Annotated in this window: 8 protein-coding genes; 3 read left to right on the plus strand and 5 right to left on the minus strand. The window is 68.4% G+C overall.

What is annotated here, in order from left to right; genetic code table 11:
- Window positions 1–127 precede the first annotated feature (127 nt).
- Complete coding sequence (locus tag HNQ52_RS03315) at window positions 128–2,461, minus strand: DUF1631 family protein (RefSeq protein WP_183959657.1); 2,334 nt, start codon at window positions 2,459–2,461, stop codon at window positions 128–130.
- Window positions 2,462–2,645: 184 nt separating this feature from the next.
- Between HNQ52_RS03315 and HNQ52_RS03320 the strand changes: the two genes are divergently transcribed.
- Together HNQ52_RS03320 and HNQ52_RS03325 are read left to right on the plus strand one after the other, a co-directional pair.
- The gene (locus HNQ52_RS03320; RefSeq protein WP_183959659.1) at window positions 2,646–3,209 is read left to right on the plus strand and encodes a nitroreductase family protein; all 564 of its coding nucleotides are present in this window, start codon (window positions 2,646–2,648) and stop codon (window positions 3,207–3,209) included.
- Between the two features lie 5 nt (window positions 3,210–3,214).
- The gene (locus tag HNQ52_RS03325) at window positions 3,215–4,102 is read left to right on the plus strand and encodes a 5'-3' exonuclease (protein ID WP_183959660.1); all 888 of its coding nucleotides are present in this window, start codon (window positions 3,215–3,217) and stop codon (window positions 4,100–4,102) included.
- A gap of 16 nt (window positions 4,103–4,118) precedes the next feature.
- Here the strand turns inward: HNQ52_RS03325 and HNQ52_RS03330 are convergent, their stop codons facing one another.
- The gene (locus HNQ52_RS03330) at window positions 4,119–5,597 is read right to left on the minus strand and encodes a hypothetical protein (protein WP_183959662.1); all 1,479 of its coding nucleotides are present in this window, start codon (window positions 5,595–5,597) and stop codon (window positions 4,119–4,121) included.
- A gap of 105 nt (window positions 5,598–5,702) precedes the next feature.
- On the opposite strand from HNQ52_RS03330, the gene HNQ52_RS03335 reads away from it, so the two are divergent.
- Window positions 5,703–6,257: an NUDIX hydrolase gene (locus HNQ52_RS03335; protein ID WP_183959664.1), complete on the plus strand. Its 555-nt coding sequence runs from the start codon at window positions 5,703–5,705 to the stop codon at window positions 6,255–6,257.
- A gap of 149 nt (window positions 6,258–6,406) precedes the next feature.
- Here HNQ52_RS03335 and HNQ52_RS03340 read toward each other — a convergent pair whose 3' ends face one another.
- From HNQ52_RS03340 to HNQ52_RS03350, 3 genes are read right to left on the minus strand one after another with little or no spacing between them, the layout of a single operon-like run.
- Window positions 6,407–8,707: a beta-propeller fold lactonase family protein gene (locus tag HNQ52_RS03340; protein WP_183959665.1), complete on the minus strand. Its 2,301-nt coding sequence runs from the start codon at window positions 8,705–8,707 to the stop codon at window positions 6,407–6,409.
- Window positions 8,708–8,709: 2 nt separating this feature from the next.
- Window positions 8,710–16,998, minus strand: a complete 8,289-nt coding sequence (locus HNQ52_RS03345; RefSeq protein WP_183959666.1) for a hypothetical protein — start codon at window positions 16,996–16,998, stop codon at window positions 8,710–8,712.
- 60 nt (window positions 16,999–17,058) lie between these two features.
- On the minus strand, window positions 17,059–18,813 hold the full coding sequence (locus tag HNQ52_RS03350; protein ID WP_183959667.1) for a hypothetical protein: 1,755 nt from the start codon (window positions 18,811–18,813) through the stop codon (window positions 17,059–17,061).
- Between the last annotated feature and the right edge of the window lie 5 nt (window positions 18,814–18,818).

Raw genomic sequence — 18,818 nt, forward strand, 5'->3', positions numbered from 1 at the left:
ACATCTCGGTTGGCGCCGACGTTTGAATAGAGGAAAACGTCGCCAACAGACCGTTTGCCGCGCGACGAGCCGACTCGCCCTCATCCGCCCTGCCGGGCACCTTCTCCCGCAGGGAGAAGGAAAGGCCTCAGGCCTGCGGCGTTTCCGCGCCGCCCGACCGCAGCCGCCCCAGCACCTGGCTCATCGCATGCTCGAACGCCGTATCCGTCTGGCGGATGTTGAGCTTGCGCTCACGCATCAGCGCCGCGAGTTCTTCCGGCGATGCCACGCAGTAGCGCAGGCCACGTCGGTTGACGAACAGCATGCGGTTGGAGATCGGGCTGATCCACGAGAGCTTGGCCGGCGTGGTGGTGCCGTCGTCTTCGGTGAACTGGATCCAGGTGCCGATGGTGAGGCGGCGGATGCGGTCGGCGTCGGCGGGGTCGAAATCCAGATGTGCGGCGGCGTCCGCCGCTTCGGACACGCCCTCGTCGGCCGCGACCGGCGTGTCGGTCACCGCCACCGGCTCCTGCGGCGGCGCGTTGCGTTCCAGCGCGACGACCACGTCCTGCTCCACCGCGGGACCCGCGCGACCGCCGACGGCCGTCAGCAGCGAGTCCATCACGTCCTGCGCGGCGCTGCCGACACAGCCGGCGCTGACCAGGATCGGCTCGATCTGCGCGTGCATCGCGGCGAAGCGCTCGGCGCGCACGCGCTGGTCGGCGTCGGCGCCCGCGAGCGCGGCGAGCTCTTCGCCGGTGTTGACCGCCTGCTGGTACTTGCCGCTGCCGCCGTCGTCGCGCAGGGCGCACAACGTCAGGTGATGGCACCAGTAGCGGCGCAGGAACGATTCCAGTGGCAACGGCAGCTCGGGATGGCGTTCGCTGAGCGCACGCAACTCCTCCAGCGCCATCGCGCGCGCGTGTTCGAGGCGTTCGCGTCCGCGCTGGGCCTCGGCCGTGCGGCGCTCGGCCAGCGCCACGCGGCGGCGGTGCTGCTCGATGAAATCGCGGAATTCCTGTTCCAGCGTCTCGAAGATGGCAATGTCTTCGTTGAATTCGGCCACCAGGCGCGTGATGGTCCGATCGACGCGGCCCATCAGCTCCTTCTCCTGCGGACCTTCGCCCGAGTTGCCTTCGCAGGCCTCGGCCAGTGCGTTCAGCAGGCGGCGCGCCGGGTGGGTCTTCTGCAGGAACATGCGCCGGTCGAGCATCGCGACCTTGGTGAACGGCACGATCAGCCGGCCCATCATGCCGCGCGTGGAGGTGTTGAAGTCGCGCTCGTCGAGCATCACGTCGAACAGCATGCCGACAAGATCGATCGCATCCTCGTCGGCGGCGCTCATGCGCGAGTGCGAGGGGTCGAGGCCCAGCCGCTCGGCACCGCTGAGCAGTTCCTGCTTGAGCCGCTGGGTGACGGATTTTTCCGGGTCGATCACCGCGTCGCGCAGGCCTTCGGGCATGTCGTTCTGGAACAGCGACAGCACCGAGAGCATTTCGTCGGAACTGAGCGCGCGCAGCGGCTCGGTCGAGCCGAGCGCCGAGCCGCTGCCGTGCTGCGCACCGGCGGGACCGCCGTGCTGCGGTTCGGCGCCGGCGGCCGCCGCGCCACCGAAGCGCGGGCCGCCCTGGGTGCGGCGGTAGCCTTCGAGCAGGTCGTGCAGGCTGGCGAAGATCGACTGTTCGGTGGCCGTCTCGGCACCGCGGTAGCCGCCTCCGGCCGGCGCCGGCCCGCTGTCGTGCTCCTGCAGGCCATGCACCGCGCCATCGTCGTCCGGCCGGCGGCGCTCGCCGCGCTGCATCGGCGGCCGGGTGAACGAGGGACGCACTTCCGAGGCGATGCCGGCCTCGACCAGGGCACGGTTGAGCTCGCTGTAGAGGCCATGCAGGCCGCGGCCCATTTCGCGCTCGTAGAGCTTGAACAGCAGCACTTTCACGCGGATGGTGATGTCGCACGGCTGCATCGCGTGGCGGAAGGCGAAGGCCACGTGCGCCGGCGCAATCGGATTGCTGGTGTCGTCGAGCTCCTGGCCACCGGCGACGATGCCCAGGCGATGGTTGAGCTGGTGCAGCAGCGGGTTGAGCAGGCGCGACAGCGCGGTCGCCACCATGCTGGTGCTGAGCTGTTCCTCGAGCTGCTCTTCCGACAGCAGCGACAGCTCGCGCGATTCGGTCAGCGAGCGCTCGAGATTGATCGAGATCGGATTGCGGCGGTCGAGCGCGGCGAAGGCCTCGGCGAAGTGCTCCTGGTAGCGCTGCTCGCACACCGGACGCTGCTTGCGCAGCTCGCGCATCGCGTCGAAGTATTCCTGGTGGTTGAGCGAGCCGTCCGCGCGCTGCACGAAATCGAAGAGGGTGTCGTCGGCCTTTTCGAGCACGTCGCCGAGCAGGGCGCCGAGGCGCTTGGTCGCGCGCAGGCGCAGCGAGCCGAGCAATGCGCTGTGGTCGGCGCCCGTTTTTCCAAGCCGCGGGCCAAGGTCCACGACCTTGTCAGTCGGAGCCGGTATCGTCATAGTGCCCCCGCGCGAGCATTTGTATGGAATCGTTTCCCCCGCGCCGCCAGTCTACTTCACGCGTGATGCGCTGCAATGTGACGATGGTCGCGCTTGTTCCGGCGGCAGTCAGGCTGCCGCCACGATCGCATTCCGATTTCCATTGCACAAGCCCATGAATCCACTGGACTTCCTGAACGCTCGGCGATCGACGCCCTCGCGCCTGCTCGGCCCGCCCGGCCCGGACGAGGCGCAGCAGCGCGCCATCGCGTCGGCCGCGTTGCGCGTGCCCGACCACGGCAAGCTCGCGCCGTGGCGCATCCTGCGCATCCGGGGCGAGCAGCGGCTGCGGCTGGGCGAGTTCCTCGTCCGGCGCCAGCGCGAGCGCGACCCGGCCACCCCGGCCGCCGTGCTGGACAAGGACCGCGAGCGGTTCGCGTTCGCGCCGGTCGTCTTCACCGTGATCGCGCGGCCGGTGCCGCACAAGGTGCCGGAGATCGAGCAGCTGCTCTCGGCCGGCAGCGTCTGCCTCGTGCTGCTGCAGGCGGCGCAGGCGCTGGGTTTCGGTGCGCAGTGGCTGACCGGCTGGATGGCCTACGACGACGGTGTCGCCGCGCACCTGGGCCTCGCGGCGGACGAACGCATCGTCGGCTTCGTCCACGTCGGCAGCGCGCGCGAGGCCGCGCCGGAGCGGCTGCGCCCGGCGTTCGAGGATCGCGTCAGCGACTGGACCGGCTGAACCCGATGCACACGCTGTACCTGGTCGACGCCAGCCTCTACGTGTTCCGCGCCTGGCATTCGATGCCGGACGAGTTCCACGATGCCGACGGCCATCCGGTCAATGCCGTCCACGGGTTCGCACGCTTCCTGCTCGAACTGATCGAGCGCGAACGTCCGCAGCACATCGCGGTGGCGTTCGACGAATCGCTAGAAACCTCGTTCCGCAACACCCTGTATCCGGCCTACAAGGCCAACCGCGAGCCGGCGCCGGACTCGCTGGAGCGGCAGTTCGCCGCGTGCCAGGCCTTCGCCCGCGCGCTGGGCCTGTGCGTGATGAGCGACGTGGCGTACGAGGCCGACGATCTCATCGGCACCCTGCTGGCCCGGCAGCGGTCCGAAGGATTCCGCGGCGTGATCGTGTCGGCCGACAAGGACCTGTCGCAACTGCTCCGCGGCGGGGACGAGCAGTGGGACTACGCGCGCCAGCAGCGCTGGACAGCCGATGGCGTGAAGGCGCGTTACGGCGTGCATGCGCACCAAGTGGCGGACTACCTGGGTCTCACCGGCGACGCGATCGACAACATTCCCGGCGTGCCCGGCATCGGCGCGAAGACCGCCGCGGCACTGCTGGAGCATTTCGAGGCACTGGACCCGCTGCTGTTGCGCCTGGCCGAAGTGCCGTACCTGCGCCTGCGCGGCGCGGCGGCGCACGCCGCGCGCCTGGGCGAGCATCGCGAACTGGCGCTGCTGTCGCGCTCACTCGCGACGATCGCGCTCGATGCGCCACTCGCGAACGACGTGGATGCCGCGCCGCGCGGCAGTGGCGACCGCACGGCGATGGAGTCGTTGCTGGAACGCCTGCGCTTCGGGCCGATGACGCGTCGGCGCGTGCTGGCGCAGCTGGGCGGCTGAGGCCGCGCCGCCGGGCTCAGCCGCCGGCCTTCGGCTTGGGCGTCATGCCCTGCCCCGGCTTGGCGTCCGAGGGCAGCAGTGTCGGCATGCGCGGCGTCTGCTGTTCCGGCGGTGCATAGGATGCATCGACCGAATAGATGCGCGTGCCTTCGAGCTTGTTCTTGTCCTTGAGCAGGCCGAAGCGGTCGTAGTTGTCCTTCTGGCTGTTGGCGATCACGTAGAAGGTATCGCCGGCCAGCGTGCCGAGCGTCGGCGCGGTGAGCGTGGGATCGTTCGCCGCAAGCGGCTGCACCTTTTCGATGCTGCGCCCGTCCGCGCTCAGCGTCAGCCGCATGATGCGGCTCGGCGGCAGGTTGTTCTGCACCACGACGAGGCTGCCGTTCCACCACGCGATGCCCTCGATCAGGCCCAGCGACAGGTTTTTCGGCACGCGCACGTCGAAGGGCTTGCCGGTGCCGATGTCGTAGCCGATCACGCCGCGTTCGTGGTCGCCCAGGTACAGGGTCTTGCCGTCGCCGCTGACCGCAAGGCCGCGGATGCTGCCGAGCATCGGCGCGTGGAACAGGCGGCGGAACTGGTCGTCGCGCACTTGGTAAACGGCGTTGTTCACGCCGTCGGCGGCGTACACCTCGCCGTCCTTGCCCAGCGCGATCGACGACAGGATGTAGTTCTGCCCGACGATGGTCGGAGACAGGAATTTCTTCAGGAACTTGCCGGTCTTCAGATCGAACTTGAAGATCCCGGCGCGGCCGAGATCGGCCTCCGCATCGTAGCCCTTGAAGTGCGGCATCGCGGTGGAAGCCACCCACAGCACGCCGCGCTTGTCGTCCACTACGAGGTCGAACACCGCCCACAGGCCGTTCTCGGCATCGGCCTTGACCAGCGGCGTGAGCTTGCCGTTCTTGCCCACGCGATACACCGCACCCTCGCGCGCGCTGCCCACCAGCAGCTCCTTGCGCGTCGCGTCCCACGCGGTACTTTCGATCAGCAGGTCTTCCTTCGGCAGCGTGTAGGCCACCTTGCCGGGACCGAACAGCGTGCGGTTGCCGTCGAAACCGTCGAGGGTGTACTTCCACACTTCGGTGGTGGCGACCTTCTCGAAACGCTTGTCGTCGCGCGCATCGAAGGTGTAGCCCTGGCTCTGCAGCTCCAGCAGCGCGTTGTAGGTTTCCGACTTTCGGTCCTGCTGCGCGTAACGCGCGGCCATTTCGTACCGGTAGCGGCCGATGTGCGGACGCAGCTCCACCAGGCGCTTCCAGCCTTCCATTTCCGCATCGAACGCCCCCTGCTGCTTCATCTGCGCGATGAGCTTGATGACGGTGGCGGGGTCGTCGATCTGGTCCAGCTGCCTGGCAAGATCGGGCGCGGCCTCGCCGGGCTTGGCACCCACCGGCACGCGCTGCGCGCCGGGCGGCGCGGTCTGCGCCTGTGCGGGCAGGCCGGAAACGGCAAACGTGGTCGCGGCGAGCGCGAGCGTCAGGAAACGTGATGTCATGAGTTCCACCAGAGAAAAGGCCAGCCTGCGACCGCGTCCGGACCGCCGAGGTTCCCCGCGTCATTGCGCCGGGATAGGATCGGGACCAGGATCGGGGGGCGCACGATGAACCAAACGACCACGCATTTCAACGCCGAGACGCTGCTGGAGGGCGAATACCTGCGCCTGCGCCGGCGTGGCACCTGGGAGTATGCGGAACGCACGAATGCCAGCTCGGCGGCCATCATCGTCGCGGTGACGCCGGACGACCGCATCGTGTTCGTCGAACAGTACCGCGTGCCGATCGATTGCCGCAGCATCGAGATGCCGGCCGGGCTCGTCGGCGACCTGGGCGACGACGAATCGATCGAAACCGCCGCCGCGCGCGAGCTGCTGGAGGAAACCGGCTGGCAGGCGGGACATGTCGAGGTGCTGATGGTCGGGCCGTCGTCGTCGGGCATGAGCAACGAACTGGTGGCCTTCGTCCGCGCCCGCGACCTCGTGCGCGTGCACGCCGGCGGCGGCGACGAGACCGAGGACATCCTCGTGCACGAGATTGCGCGCGCGGACGCGGCCGCGTGGCTCGACGCGAAGCGGCGCGAGGGGTTCTCGATCGATCCGAAGCTCTACGCGGGGCTGTGGTTCGTCGAGCGCAATCCGGACGGGTCGCCGGCGGCGTAAGCACGCTCGGCACACGCCGGCGGCGTATTGCGCGCGGGCACGGCCGGCCCTGCGACCCTAACCTCGCGGCCTGCAGAACGCGTCTCCCGCACGCTTGCCCGCGGTCCTTTCCCGCGGAAAAGGACTGCGGGCGACGGGCAACGGATGCGTTACTGCTCGAAGTCGTCCTCGAACAGCGTATTCCACGACAGGCGGCGGAACAGCACGATCGCGTTGTCGGTGTTTGCCGCGACGTAGAGATGCCGGTTGTCGGCACTGAGCGCGAGTGCGGCGGGACCGCCGAGATTCTCGACGCCGCCCTCGCCGTCGAACACCGTCTGGTGCACGGTCAGGGCCCCGGTGGCGCCGGCGCGATCGAAGACGGTCAGGCTGCTGTCGGCAAAGCCGGTGACGAAGACTTCGCGTCCGTCCGGTGCCACCGCGATACCCTGCGGCCCGGCCATGCCGACGATGCCCGGATCGTTGCGCCGCCAGGCCTGGGTCCAGGTCAGCGTGCCGCCCGCGCCGCGCGTGAACAGCACCACCGCATTGTCGGATTCGGCCGCCACGTACAGATGTTCGCCGTTCGCGCTGATCGCAAGGTCGGCGGCGCCGCCGAGCCCGCTGACGCCGGCCAGGCCGTTGCGGTATGCGGCGAGGAACGACAGTTTGCCGTTGCCGCCGCCCGCAGGATCGCGGTCGAACGCGACGACGGCGTTGCCGAAGCGCGCGGTGACGTAGACCTGCGCGCCGTCGGGCGACACCACGATCGCGGTCGGCGCGGCGAGCCCGACGACAGTGGCGCCGGCGTCCGTGCCATCGTCGATGTCGTTGCGCTCGGCCTCGACGAACTGCAGCGCGCCGGTGCCCGCATCGCGCGCGAACACCGCGACTGCGTTGGCGGTGGCACCGGCGGCATACACCTGGGCACCGTCCGGACTGACCTGCAGTCCCGTGACACCGAGCAGGCCCGTGGTCTCGCCGCCGGGTGCGTCGGGATAGGTCTGGCCGCTGACCTGGTTGGCCACGAACGACAGCGCCCCCGTGCCGGCGTCGCGCGCGAGGATCGCGATGGCGTTGTCGTTCGCGCTCGCGACGTACACGTTGAGGCCGTCGGGACTGAGCTTGAGATCTTTCGGGCCGTTGAGCTTGGCGTTTTCGAATCCCGATGTCGCGATCGAGTACGCCTGCACGAAGGTCAGACGGCCGGTGCCCGCATCGCGCGTGAAATGCAGCACGCTGTCCTGGCTTTCGCTCGCGGCATAGGCATGCGCACCGTCGGGCGACAGCGCCAGCGCGCTCGGCTGCGTCAGCGCGGCGATGCCCTGCGGGCCGCCGATCACCTCGTCGCCGGGCGATGTTTCCAGCGCCGGATCGAAGTTCGGATCGACGATGCTGGCGTACGCATAGTCCTGGCTCAGCGCCACGTTCTGCGGGTCGCTCAGCGCGATCCGGAAACTCTCGTCCGGCTCCACCGCGGCGTCGGCCAGCACCGTCACCGGGATCTCGGCGGCGGTGTCGCCCGGCGCGATGGTGACGATGCCGCTTGCCGCCAGATAATCGCTGCCGGCGGAGGCGTTGACGTTCTGCGTGGTCCACGCGAACGTCACCGGCACACTGTGCGAGCGCGAGAGCTGCGGACGGAAGACCACCACGGTGGAGCCTGCGGTCGGTTCGAGCGCACGCACGTTCGGGATCGCGATGCTCGGCACGTTGTCGTCGTCCTGCACCGTGACGGTGGCCTCGCCGTCGGCGAGCACGCCGTTCTGAATCGCGGTCAGCGCCACGGTGAAGGTTTCGCTCGCCTCGGGCAACGTATCGCCGCAGACGATCACGTCGATCTGCGCCGCGCCCTGGCCCGCGGCGATCACGAGCTGCGTATCGGCCGCGACGAAATCGATGCCCGGTGCGCAGGCGCTGCCGCCGATGGCGGTGCCGTTCACCGTGTTCCACTCGATCGTCACCGCGTCGGCGGACGTGGTGTTCATCGCCACCGCGAGCGTGGCGGTGCGGCTGCCGGCATTGCCTTCGAGCAGGGCGACATCGGCGATGGTCACCGCAGGTCCCGTGCCCAGGCCCTGCGGATCCAGGTCGAGCCTGCGCGCGACGCCGGCGGCGCCGACCGCGGTTTCCGCGGCCAGCTGCGAGCCGACGAAGAGCCGCACCGCGTCGCCCGGCCGTGCCCGGCCCTCGACGCGCGGATCCACCGTGTCCATCGGCACGCGCAACGAATACTGCCCGGCAAGGCGACTGTCGCGCCCGAGCGTGTAGCGCGAGATCACGCTGCCGTCCTCGCGCCGGATCTCGATCACGCTGCCCATCGGCGCGGGCTGGCCGAACAGCGTCACGTTGCCGTAGAGCACGTGGTCGGGCGCCTCGACCCGGGCCATCGTCGTCGCCGGCAGCAGCAGCGCGGGCAGCAACACGCCGAGCAGGCGAATGCCGCACATGCGGTAGAGGAGTCGGTTCATGGTCAGCTCCCCGAGTACGCGTAGGTCTTGAAGAAAATGCGGATGTCGTCGACGCCGTTGCCGTCGCGCGTGCCGCTGCCGCCCGGAATCGTCCGGCCGTGGATGAAGGTGTCGAGGCCTTCGACCGGGTCGTTGAGAAAGGTGCCGCCGGGAATGATGATCATCCAGCGCCGGTTCCACACCGAGCGACCGACCAGCCGGCTCTCGGCCGTCACCTGCGCGTCGTCGAACGGCTCGCTGAAGTGGTGCGCACGCATCTGCGGATAGCGGCGGATCTGGGTCGACGATTCGCTCAGCGTGTCGGTCGCGGGATTCCAGTCGAAGCGGTCCAGGTCCTGCGAGGAGATCGGGAACGGAATCGGCACGGCCTGGTCGACCACGCTCCACTCGCGCACGCGGAAGTCGTTGGCGTCCGGCGCGCGCAGCACGTCGGCGCCCACCGGCAGCAGGTAGATGTTCGGGTCGTCCGCCAACGGCAGGCTCGCGTAGTTGCCGAACCACGCACCGACCGAACGGATGCGCGTGGCGAACTTGCTCGAATCGTAGGAACTGTCCTGCGGCCCGAGCGCCCAGCCGAAGAAGTTGAGCCCGAACGTCACGTTGGTGTCGAACTCGATCACGATGCCCGGCTGCGGGCCCGCGGACTCCGGCGCGAACGGACGCGCGTAGCGACGGAACTCGGGAATCTTCCACAGGTCCGGCACGCGCATGCTGTCGAGCTTGGCCCGCCATTCGGCATCGCCGTCCTCGGTGTCAGGGATGCGGAACAGTTCGCGCCGCAGCGAGAAGCGGTTGGTCTCGACCTGCGGGTTGTTGAAGCCCATCTGGCCCTTGAGCACGTCGAAGTTGAGCTTGAGCTGCGCCATCGTGTCCGCAAGACCCGGCGAGCCGGGTTGCGGCACGCCCTGGATGATCTGGCCGATGCCGCGCTCCTTGACGATCTGGGTCAGGAATTTCTGTCCCGCCTGTCCGTCGCCGCCGAGCAGGTTGGTCTCGTAGTCGTAGGCAGACGCGGCGAGGAACACGTAGCGCGCGGCAAGGTCGAACGAGGCGCGGTACTTCTGCAGCGCGTCGTTGCGGAAGATGCGGAACGCCATGTCGCGGTAGCGCGCTTCCTGCGTCGCGGCGCTGCCGCTGCGGCGGAACACCAGCATCTGGTCGTAGATGCGCAGCGCCTCGGCCAGCGTCGCCAGGTACTCGCCGCGCAGCTGCTTGAGCGCCTCGGTGCGGGCGAAGATTTCAGAACGCAGCAGCGGTTCGCTGCGCAGGATCGCGTCCACCTCGCCGGACAGGCCATACAGTTCGAGATTCGCGTCGTTGATCGCGCTGCGGATGCCGGCCAGCTCGCCGACGTCCTCCTTCGCCGCATCGGTGGAGTTGGAGACGATGTCCAGACCGTCGGCCACCGTGTCGACGACGAACGCCGCGGTGTCGCCGGCGATGTCCACCGTGCACTGCGGTACCGAGAAAATGTCGCCGCCGCCGGCCAGGCCGACGATGAGATTGTCCGGTACGCACTCGGACGTGTTTTCGAACGTGGCGTCGAGGAACAGCGCGACGCGACGCGCGACGATCGAGGCGCTCTTCATCACCTCGGTGGCGATGGTGAGGTTGCGCAGCTCGTTGCGCTGCGCGACGGACACGTTGATGTTGGCAAGGCTCGTGTCGAAGGTCTGCTGCACCGTCGCGATCTGGGCCTCCAGGTCCAGCCGCATCTTGTCGTATTCGAGCAGCGCCTGCTTGAGCGCGACGCGCCCCTCCAGCATCTGCTGCAGGATCTGCTGGATGCGCCCGGGCGCACGGCGCTCGCCGGTCCAGCTTTCGGGTTTGGTGAACCACAGCCCGTAGTCCGGCGATTCGATCGTCGTGTACTCGACTTCGAGCGATGCGGTGGCGTCGATGTCGCCCATCGGGCAGCCGGTCGCGAACGGCGTCTGTGCGCAGTCGCCGCCGACCGGGTCGGCGCCCACGTCGCTGGGCTCGATGTTGAAGTAGTTCACCCCGTTCGGCGCCGGCTTGTAGGCGCCGGTGAACGTCTTGACCTTCTTCACGCCCAGATCGCCGGTGATGCCGCCGTCGAAGTCGAATGCGGTCCCCGACAACACGGGCACGTCGACGTACATGTAGTGGTAGAGGTCCGGACCGTCGTATCCGGCCGGATAGACGCCGGTCGGACCGATGTCGTCGGCGTACGGATAGCCGAAAATCTCGATCAGCTGGTTCGCGAAGTCGGTTTCCTGGTCGATCGACACGTCCCACAACTCGTCGGCGCTGTCCTGGGTGCGGCGCAGCTGGTTGTTGAGCTGGTTGGCGAAATCCCACACCTTCAGCGCGTTGTTGACCGCGCCCATCGCGCGCTCCCAGATCTGCTCGAACTGGGTCTTGTTGAAGCGGGTGAGCTGGGTCGGGTCGATGTCGAACGGCACCACGCCCTTGGCCAGGCCGAGCGGATTGAGGCCCGCATCGGCCTTGTCGACCTGGCGCTGCACGCCGGTGTAGTGGCTTGCGATCTCGTCGAGTTCGGACACGGTGCGGCGCTCGATCTTCTGGATGCCCACGTGCGAGGGATCGGGGTCGACCGCCGGCACGATCGCGTTGACCGTCACCCAGTCGAAATACGCGCCCATGCCGGCGCGGCGACCCCATTCGGACAGGCCCCACGCACGTTCGGGATCGGTGTCCTCGTAGCCCTGCCACTGGCCGTTGGGATCCTCCACGTATTCGCTGCGGTAGGTGAGATCGACGATCTCGGCGCCGGTGCGCGCCTTGGCCGCAGCGCTGACCGCGAACTGGCGCTCGTCGAGGAAGTCGACGTTGATCGGCACGCCGGCCACGAGCACGGCCTCGGACTGCGGATTCCACGAGAAGAACGGATGCCGCAGCAGGTTGTAGTAGATCGTGGTGGCGGTGAGGTAGTGGCCCCAGGCATCGCCGTGGCCCTGCGGGAACATGATGCGGGCGTCGAATTCGTTCAACACGCCGTTCACGTCCTGATCGGCGATGTTGTACGACAGCGCGTACGCCACTTCGCCGTCGCCGGTGGTGAAGTTCCAGAACAGCCGGTTGTAGACCGGCGACGCAGCTACCGGGCCGCCGCTGTCGTCGCGGCCGCGCAGCAGCACGAGCTCCTCTTCGAGCGGGGATTCGAGCTGGTTCTGGAAGGTGAAGATGCTCGGCGACAGCGTGAACGTGCCGTCGGCCGAATCGATCGCGATGGTCGGGTCCTGCGCATCGGCATACCCCTCGTTGCCGAGCAGCGTGTAGAAATCGACGAGGCGCGAGGCGACCAGCAGCACGGCGGCATTGGCCGGGCCGTAGTCGACCGGCGGCGTCGAGTCGGCCGACAGCTGCAGCGCACGGCGCATGACCGTGGTGTAGGCCTCGATCAGGCCGATGCTGTTGAGATTGTCCGGATCGGCGTTGAGCGCGACCGGGCCCGAATACCGCTCGCCGAGCTGGATCAGCATGCTGGCGTAGTTGTTGGTTTCGGACGCACCGAAGTCCTGCACGCGCGCCTCGAACGGGTTGAGCCGGCCGAGCACGCGCTTGACCCAGCCTTCGGCCAGCTGCGCGCGCTGGTTGATCGGCGTGGCACCGGGCTGTCCGGCCCACAGGCTCCAGTTGGTGGTGTTGTTGCAGCCCGGCAGGCCGCGGTAGCGCGCGAGATACCAGTTGTCGGACAGGGTCTGGATGTTGGCGCCTTCGATGCTGATCTCCAGCGCGCCCTGCGGATCGTCCACCGGGAACTGGATCCAGCCGTTGAGCTGGCCGGTCGCAGGATCCGGCAGCGGCATCGGCGGCGTGCCGTTGGCATCGGGATGGAAGAACCACTCGAATTCGAGCGCGTCCGGGTTGCCGCCGAAGTCGCCGCTGTGCCGCAGCACGAGCTGCTCGTCGAAGATGTTGGCCGGCGAGATCACGTTGATCTGGCCCTGGTAGGTGCTGTTGATCGGCGGGTTGGTGGCGTCCGATTCGAGACAGCCGACGCGGATCACCTCCAGGCTCACCGGCAGCGGGTTGAGCGAGGGATCGTTGTTGAACGCCACTGTCATGAAGCCGCTGCCCTGCGACAGGCCGGCGCTCAGTGCCGGGCTGACGCCGACCGCCTGGAACGGTTCGAGGATGCCGTCGTCGTTGTCGTCCTGGAAGCCGATCAGCACGTCGTCCGCGGTGACGGCGCGCGGCGTCACGGTGCAGGTGCGCACGCGCGTTTCGGTGTTGACCTCGGAGGTGGGACAGATCTTCGTGATGCCCTGCGGATTGCGCGACTGCCGGAACAGCGCTTCCACGGCCTGGTCCCAGGTGCAGCCGGGCGCGTCGCAGGTGCCGGTGAAGTCGCTCGCTTCGCTGCCGTCGCCGCCGTCGATGGTCTTCAGCGCCACGCGGTCGCGCTTGGAGAGCACGTTGAGCAGCAGGAACGGCTCGCCGGCGCCGGTTTCGTCGAACGCGCCGACCAGGTCGAGCGTACGGTTGAGCGGGTCGTACGAGATGCGTTGCGAGATCGACACCGGCAGCTTGATGACCCCATCGGCCGAGCCTGCGATCGAAATGCTGCCGTCGGTCTCGAAATTGCTCGCGATGGTTTCGGGCAGCTGCGCCAGGCGCACCGATCGCGGGTTCAGCGGATCGAGCAATTGCGCCAGCGTGTCGCTCGGCGCGGGATCGGCTTCCTCGTCCTGGATGGCGTCGTACACCACCTCCACGGCCGCCTGGTTGTAGATGTCGGGCAGGCCGCGCTTGGGCGTGAGCAGGGTCTCGCCGCTGATCAGCAAAGGCGCGGTGTCGGGCCAGACGATGTCGTAATGCACTTCGATCGGGTCGAGCAGCGAGACCGAGCCGCCCTGCGCCACGGGCAGGCGTGCGAGCCACGGCACGCAGGTGCCGCTGTCGATGTCGTTGAGATTGTTGTTGTCCAGATCGGTGAAGAAACCCGGTTGTGCCGGATAGAAATACTTCACCGCGCCGCTGCCGGCGGATTTGGCCCAGAGCTGGTTCTTGTAGTCCTGGAAGAACGGCGGCGGCGGCTGCTCGCCAAGCGCCTGGCCGACGGCGAAGGTGTCGCCGCAGCCGGGCAGCAGTCGCACCGGATACGGCGGCGACACGGTGGTGCCGGCGGTGCCGGCGTAGCGGAACTGGTTGTAGCCCGCGCCGGTGGCGAGCACCTTGTAGACGCGGAACTTCCATTCGCTGGAACCCGGCGCAAGGTACTTGAGCAGCACGTAGGGATCGGACGCGGCAGCCTGGTCGTTGGCGATCGCGTTGCCGAAGTCCGAGCGCAGCGCGAACACCGAATCGAAGCCGGTGCCGGTCGACGACGGCGCCATGAAGGCGTGTTCGTCGTTGGGATTGAAACCGGCCGCACCGAAATCGTTCTGAATGTAGATGCGCGCGTTGGTGAATTGCGCCGGCAGCAGCGGCTGCTGGCCGAGACCTTCGCCGCCCTGCTCACTCGCGATCACGATGCGGTCCGGGTCGTACGGCCAGTGCGGCACGTAGCGGACCGATTTCTCCGGCCAGTACACACCGCGCGCCTTGTCGTGGTACCACGCCACCACGAGCTCGCGGCCCTGCTCCGCCGCGCGCGCGTTGCTGTAGCGGTTCACCGGAATGATGGCGCCGGTGCGCGAGGTGCGGTTGTAGGCCGCGTCCGTGCCGCTGCCGTCGTAGTAGGCCAGCGCGTTGACCACGAAGCCGGTGCGGTTGGGTTCGTTGTGGTGCGGATCGACGATCTTCTTGCCGATCTCCACCGCCACGTTGTCGACGAACAGCGGCGCGGCGGCGTAAGGCACGGTGCGCACGATTTCCACTTCGATCGGGTACTGCAGGATGTCCAGCGCCGGCCCCCGCACGTACACCAGCACGCTGGTGCCGCTGCGTGCGGCGGTGAACGTGCCGCCGCTGTAGACCGCATCGCTCGATCCGCTGTTCGGGTTGACGAGCTCGAGCACCTTGTAGTTGCCCGACGCCGGCTCGGCTTCCACCGGCGCGCCGATGACGTGGCTCTGGTAGCAGTTCTGCGCGTCGAGCGGACCGCAGGGTTGTGTCGGCCAGCCGACCGCGCCGAGCGTGGACACGCGTGCCGGATCTTCCAGCGGCCGTCCCGCGACGCGCCAGCGCACTTCGATGCTGCCCACCGGCTGCAGCGGAATCAGCCGCGCCTTGCCGCCGTTGATGCCGGCGATCGGTGGGGCCCATGTGAAGATCTTCTGTCCGATCGCATCGAACGGCACGCCGCCGATCGCGAAATCGGGCTGGAACGCGACCTGGGTCAGCTCGGCGTTCGGTGGCGGCACGAGCGGCACGCCGGCGATCCATTTTTCTTCCTGGAAGAAACGTCCGTCGGTGCCGAGATTGACGAGGAAACCGTCGGCGGCGTCCGCCGCCGCGAGCGTGTCGACCGGACCGAAATTCGCCACGGCCTCGAAGCGGCCGCCGACGTAGAGCGTGCCGAAACTGTTCGCCGCGATCGACAGGCCCGCGTCGTTGCCACCGCCACCGGCATAGGCCGGCAGCCCGTTCGCGCCGACCGTGCCGCTGCCGCCGGTGACCCAGTCCCAGGTGCCGTTGGGCTCGAACGCGGCGATGAAGATGTCTTCGCCGTCGGCCTCGAGCGTGCCGTCGGCATCCTGATTGAACGCGACGCTGTCCTGGAAGCTGCCGGTGGCGTACACGCGGCCGGCCGGATCGGTGGTGATGCCGCGGCCGGCGCCGCCGTCGACGTACTTCACCCAGTCGCAGGTCACGTTGCTGCCGAACACGGTCAGGCTGGCGAAGAATGCGCCGGTGATGTTGGCGGCGTCCGGACACAGGCCGCTGACCGGGCCGCGGCGCGTGCCGGTGACCAGCATGCGGTTGCCGGCGGCATTGAGCGCGATGTCGGCAGTCTCGAGCGCGCGCGGCAGGCCGGTGGTGGGGCCGCGCTGCGGCGTCGGATCGAGCACGTTGGTGATCGGCATCAGATACGGCGCGGACGAGCCGAGCTTCTCGACGCGCAACGCGCCGACGTGCCACCAGTCGAAGTACTGCAGGATGCCCCAGGCGTCGGTGTAGATGCCGCTGGCGTCGTTGAGGCGCAGCCGCACCTGGAAGTTCGCGTGCAGCGCCAGCGGGTCGGTCAACTGGTAGGCGTTGGCGCCGGTGCGGTCGAACAGTTCGTTCGCCTGGCCGCCGCCGGGAAAGGTGTCGATCGTGTGCCAGGCGCCGTCGCTGCCGTAGTACTCGAGCGCGAGGAACTCGTTCGACGCGTCCGGGAACTCGGAGTACTGGAACCCGGGGAACGCGGTCGCGTAGTAGCCGCGGCGCACGACGACGCTGACGTTCACGCGCGTGGCGCCGGCGTTGGACACCGTCGGCGACGTCAGCGTGACCGGACCGCCGCGCAACGCCAGGAACCAGCGTGGCACGCCCCAGCTCTCGCCGAAGGCGTCGATCGCCGGCGCACCGAACAGCGGATTGCTCGTGATGAATCCCTGGAAGTCGCCGCTGGCGAAATCGGCGTTGATCGTGGTGCTGACCCCGCCTTCCACGCGCTGTCCGGTGACCAGGATGTTGCGGGTGCCCGACACCACCGCCGCGGTGGCGGTGTCGCCGCCGGAGGCGTCCGGGCCGCGGTCGATGGCCCAGAGCCACTCGCCGGTGCCGCTGATGCGCGCGGCGAACATGTCGGTGGCATCGCCCGCGCAGTGGCCGGACGTGAGTGCCGGCAGGCTGGCGGCGGGCGCAAAATTCGGGAAATCCATCTGGCAGCGGTAGGTGCCCGCCACCACCACCGAGTCGGGGATCGGCGGCACCAGCGTGTTGTCGCCCGGCACCGGCACCACGGCGTTGGCGATGTCGCGGCTCACACCACCCATGCGTCGGGCCCAGCGCCAGCCGCCCTGCACGTCGAGCTTGGTCACGTAGGCATCGTCGAGCGAGCCGTTGGCGGTGAGCGTGTCGCCGCCGAACTGCGCACTGCCGAAGAACGCGCCGACGAGGTAGACGTTGTTGGCGTTGTCCAGCGCGATGTCGGTGATCGTTTCGGTCAGCGGCCCGCCGCCACTGCGCGCCCACAGCACCTGGCCGGCGGCGTTGACGCGCACGACGAACACGTCCTGCAGCCCGCGCGAGACCAGCGTGTCGTTGCCGAGCGTGATCGAACCCTGGAAGTGGCCGGCGGCGAACACGTCGCCGTTGGGCGCCATCTTCGTCACCACCACCGCGTCGTCGCCCTGCCCGCCGATCGGCAGCGGCCACGCGGCGAACGCTGGCGCCGCGAACAGCAGCAGGCTTGCAAGGAGGATCGAGCGCATCGCCGTGATCATGAGGTTCGTCGTCCGGTCAATCGTCTGTGTATCCATGCCGCGCCCCTGCTACTGGTTCAGCACCGGCACGGCGGAAATCCGCCGCAGCCGGAACTTGCCGGAAGTGAAAATCGCGTTCTTGTGCAGCCCGGTGATCGATTCGCGGAAGGTGCCGCCGAGGATCGAATCGCCGTAGCCCGGCGGGTTGGTGCCGAGCGGGTCGTCGGGGGTGAATTCCATCTGGATGTCGCGCACCACCTGGAACGCTTCCTGCTGGTAGTTCAGGAACTGCTCGTCGAGATTGTCGTGATCGGGGTGATAGCGGTGCAGGAAGGGATTGGTCGGCAGGTCCGGATCGATGACGATGGCGGTGGCGATCTGGCCGCCGGTGCCGAAGGTGCCGGTGAAGTCGAGCGTCTCGCCGTCGAAGTCGTAGCCGATGGTGCTGTGGCGGATGCCGACGGACGTGCCGGCGCGGTTGGTGGCGCCGCTGTACAGGCCGATCAGGTCCTTGTTGGTGATCAGCACGTAGCGGCCGGGCGTTTCGACTTCGTCGAGCGAGGGGTCGATGCTGCTGGGCCGGCTCGTGCCGTCCTCCCACATCTGGATCACGTCCTTGAGCAGCCGCGCCTGGCCCGCGTTGTTGACATGGATCAGGATGCGCTGGGTGAACGGCTGCGCGGTGGCCACCGGCGCGGTGCCGCCGCGCTGGGCCTCGCTCACCGCGTCGATCTGCACCTCGCCGCTCCACAGCCCGGCAAACGCCAGCGGATTCTCGGCCGCGCCCTTGCTGGAGCCGTCGCGCTTGCGCAACGCGCCGCCCGGCTGGACGGTATTGCCGCCGGCGTACAGCAGCACGCGATTGCCGTGTTCGTCGCTGATGGCGAGCACGTCGTCCATGCGATCGTCGACCAGATCCGTGCGCTTGATCGCAAGAGTGACGAACACGTCCTCGCCCGCGGGCGCGGCCAGCGACTCGACAGCGGGCAGATCCGGCCAGGCCACTTCGCCGGTTTCGTCGTCCTCGTAGCGCAATGCGAGCGGCAGCGGTTCGCTGCCGAGGCGTTCGATCTGGAAGCTGCCGTCGACGCCGCTGAAATTGCGCAGCACCACGCGGATTTGGTCCAGCGCCGCGCTGTATTCGAGCGAATCGCCCTGGTCGAGCAGCACGTGCAGCTTGCCCTGGTAGTTGGAGTTGCCGCGCGTGTAGATCCAGTAGGCCTGGCCCGATTTCACCTGCGTGCTCGCGGGCGACGTCACCTGCGCCCAGGTGCCGTTGGCCTGCAGCGTGAACACCGGCTGCCCGGCGTGCGCGGCCGATTCGGAGAAGAACTCGGCGAACGTCGGCGCGTTGTCGGGCGCCACCGGCAGGCCGGTGAGGCTGAAACCGTTCGGCAGCCAGTTGCGCGGCACGAACTTCGGCACACCCGTCACCGTCACCGTGCGGTTGCTGCTGCCGCCGAGCTTCACCAGGTAGGCGGTGTTGGGCGCGAGCGAGTAGAGATTGGTCAGGAACGCTTCGGGTCGCGGCTGCGGAAACCAGGCGAACCAGCCCTCGACGTTTTCCAGCCCCTCGGCGGGATCGCGGATGAACTGCGCGCCCTGCTGCGTCGGCATCCAGCGCCACACGCTTTCCACGGGCACACCGGCGAAGATCTGCTCGATGTCGTTGCGTCCGGGATCCAGTTCCAGATAGATCGCGTTCCAGCCCGGCCGCAGATCGAACGACTGCTGCAGCACGGCGGCGTGCGCAAGCTGCGCCCAGCCCGCCGCGAGAAGAAAGGCGCACAGCATCGCGCAGCGCCGCAGTGGTGTGATGGCCATGGTCG

Source organism: Chiayiivirga flava (genome assembly GCF_014202825.1).
GTDB classification, from domain to species: Bacteria; Pseudomonadota; Gammaproteobacteria; order Xanthomonadales; family Xanthomonadaceae; genus Chiayiivirga; species Chiayiivirga flava.

Bases quoted from the DNA above. Each gene is read 5' to 3' on its own strand.
- HNQ52_RS03320 (WP_183959659.1), top strand. From the start codon at position 2,646: ATGAATCCACTGGACTTCCTGAACGCTCGGCGATCGACGCCCTCGCGC.
- HNQ52_RS03325 (WP_183959660.1), top strand. From the start codon at position 3,215: ATGCACACGCTGTACCTGGTCGACGCCAGCCTCTACGTGTTCCGCGCC.
- HNQ52_RS03330 (WP_183959662.1), bottom strand. From the start codon at position 5,597: ATGACATCACGTTTCCTGACGCTCGCGCTCGCCGCGACCACGTTTGCC.
- HNQ52_RS03335 (WP_183959664.1), top strand. From the start codon at position 5,703: ATGAACCAAACGACCACGCATTTCAACGCCGAGACGCTGCTGGAGGGC.
- HNQ52_RS03340 (WP_183959665.1), bottom strand. From the start codon at position 8,707: ATGAACCGACTCCTCTACCGCATGTGCGGCATTCGCCTGCTCGGCGTG.
- HNQ52_RS03345 (WP_183959666.1), bottom strand. From the start codon at position 16,998: ATGCGCTCGATCCTCCTTGCAAGCCTGCTGCTGTTCGCGGCGCCAGCG.
- HNQ52_RS03350 (WP_183959667.1), bottom strand. From the start codon at position 18,813: ATGGCCATCACACCACTGCGGCGCTGCGCGATGCTGTGCGCCTTTCTT.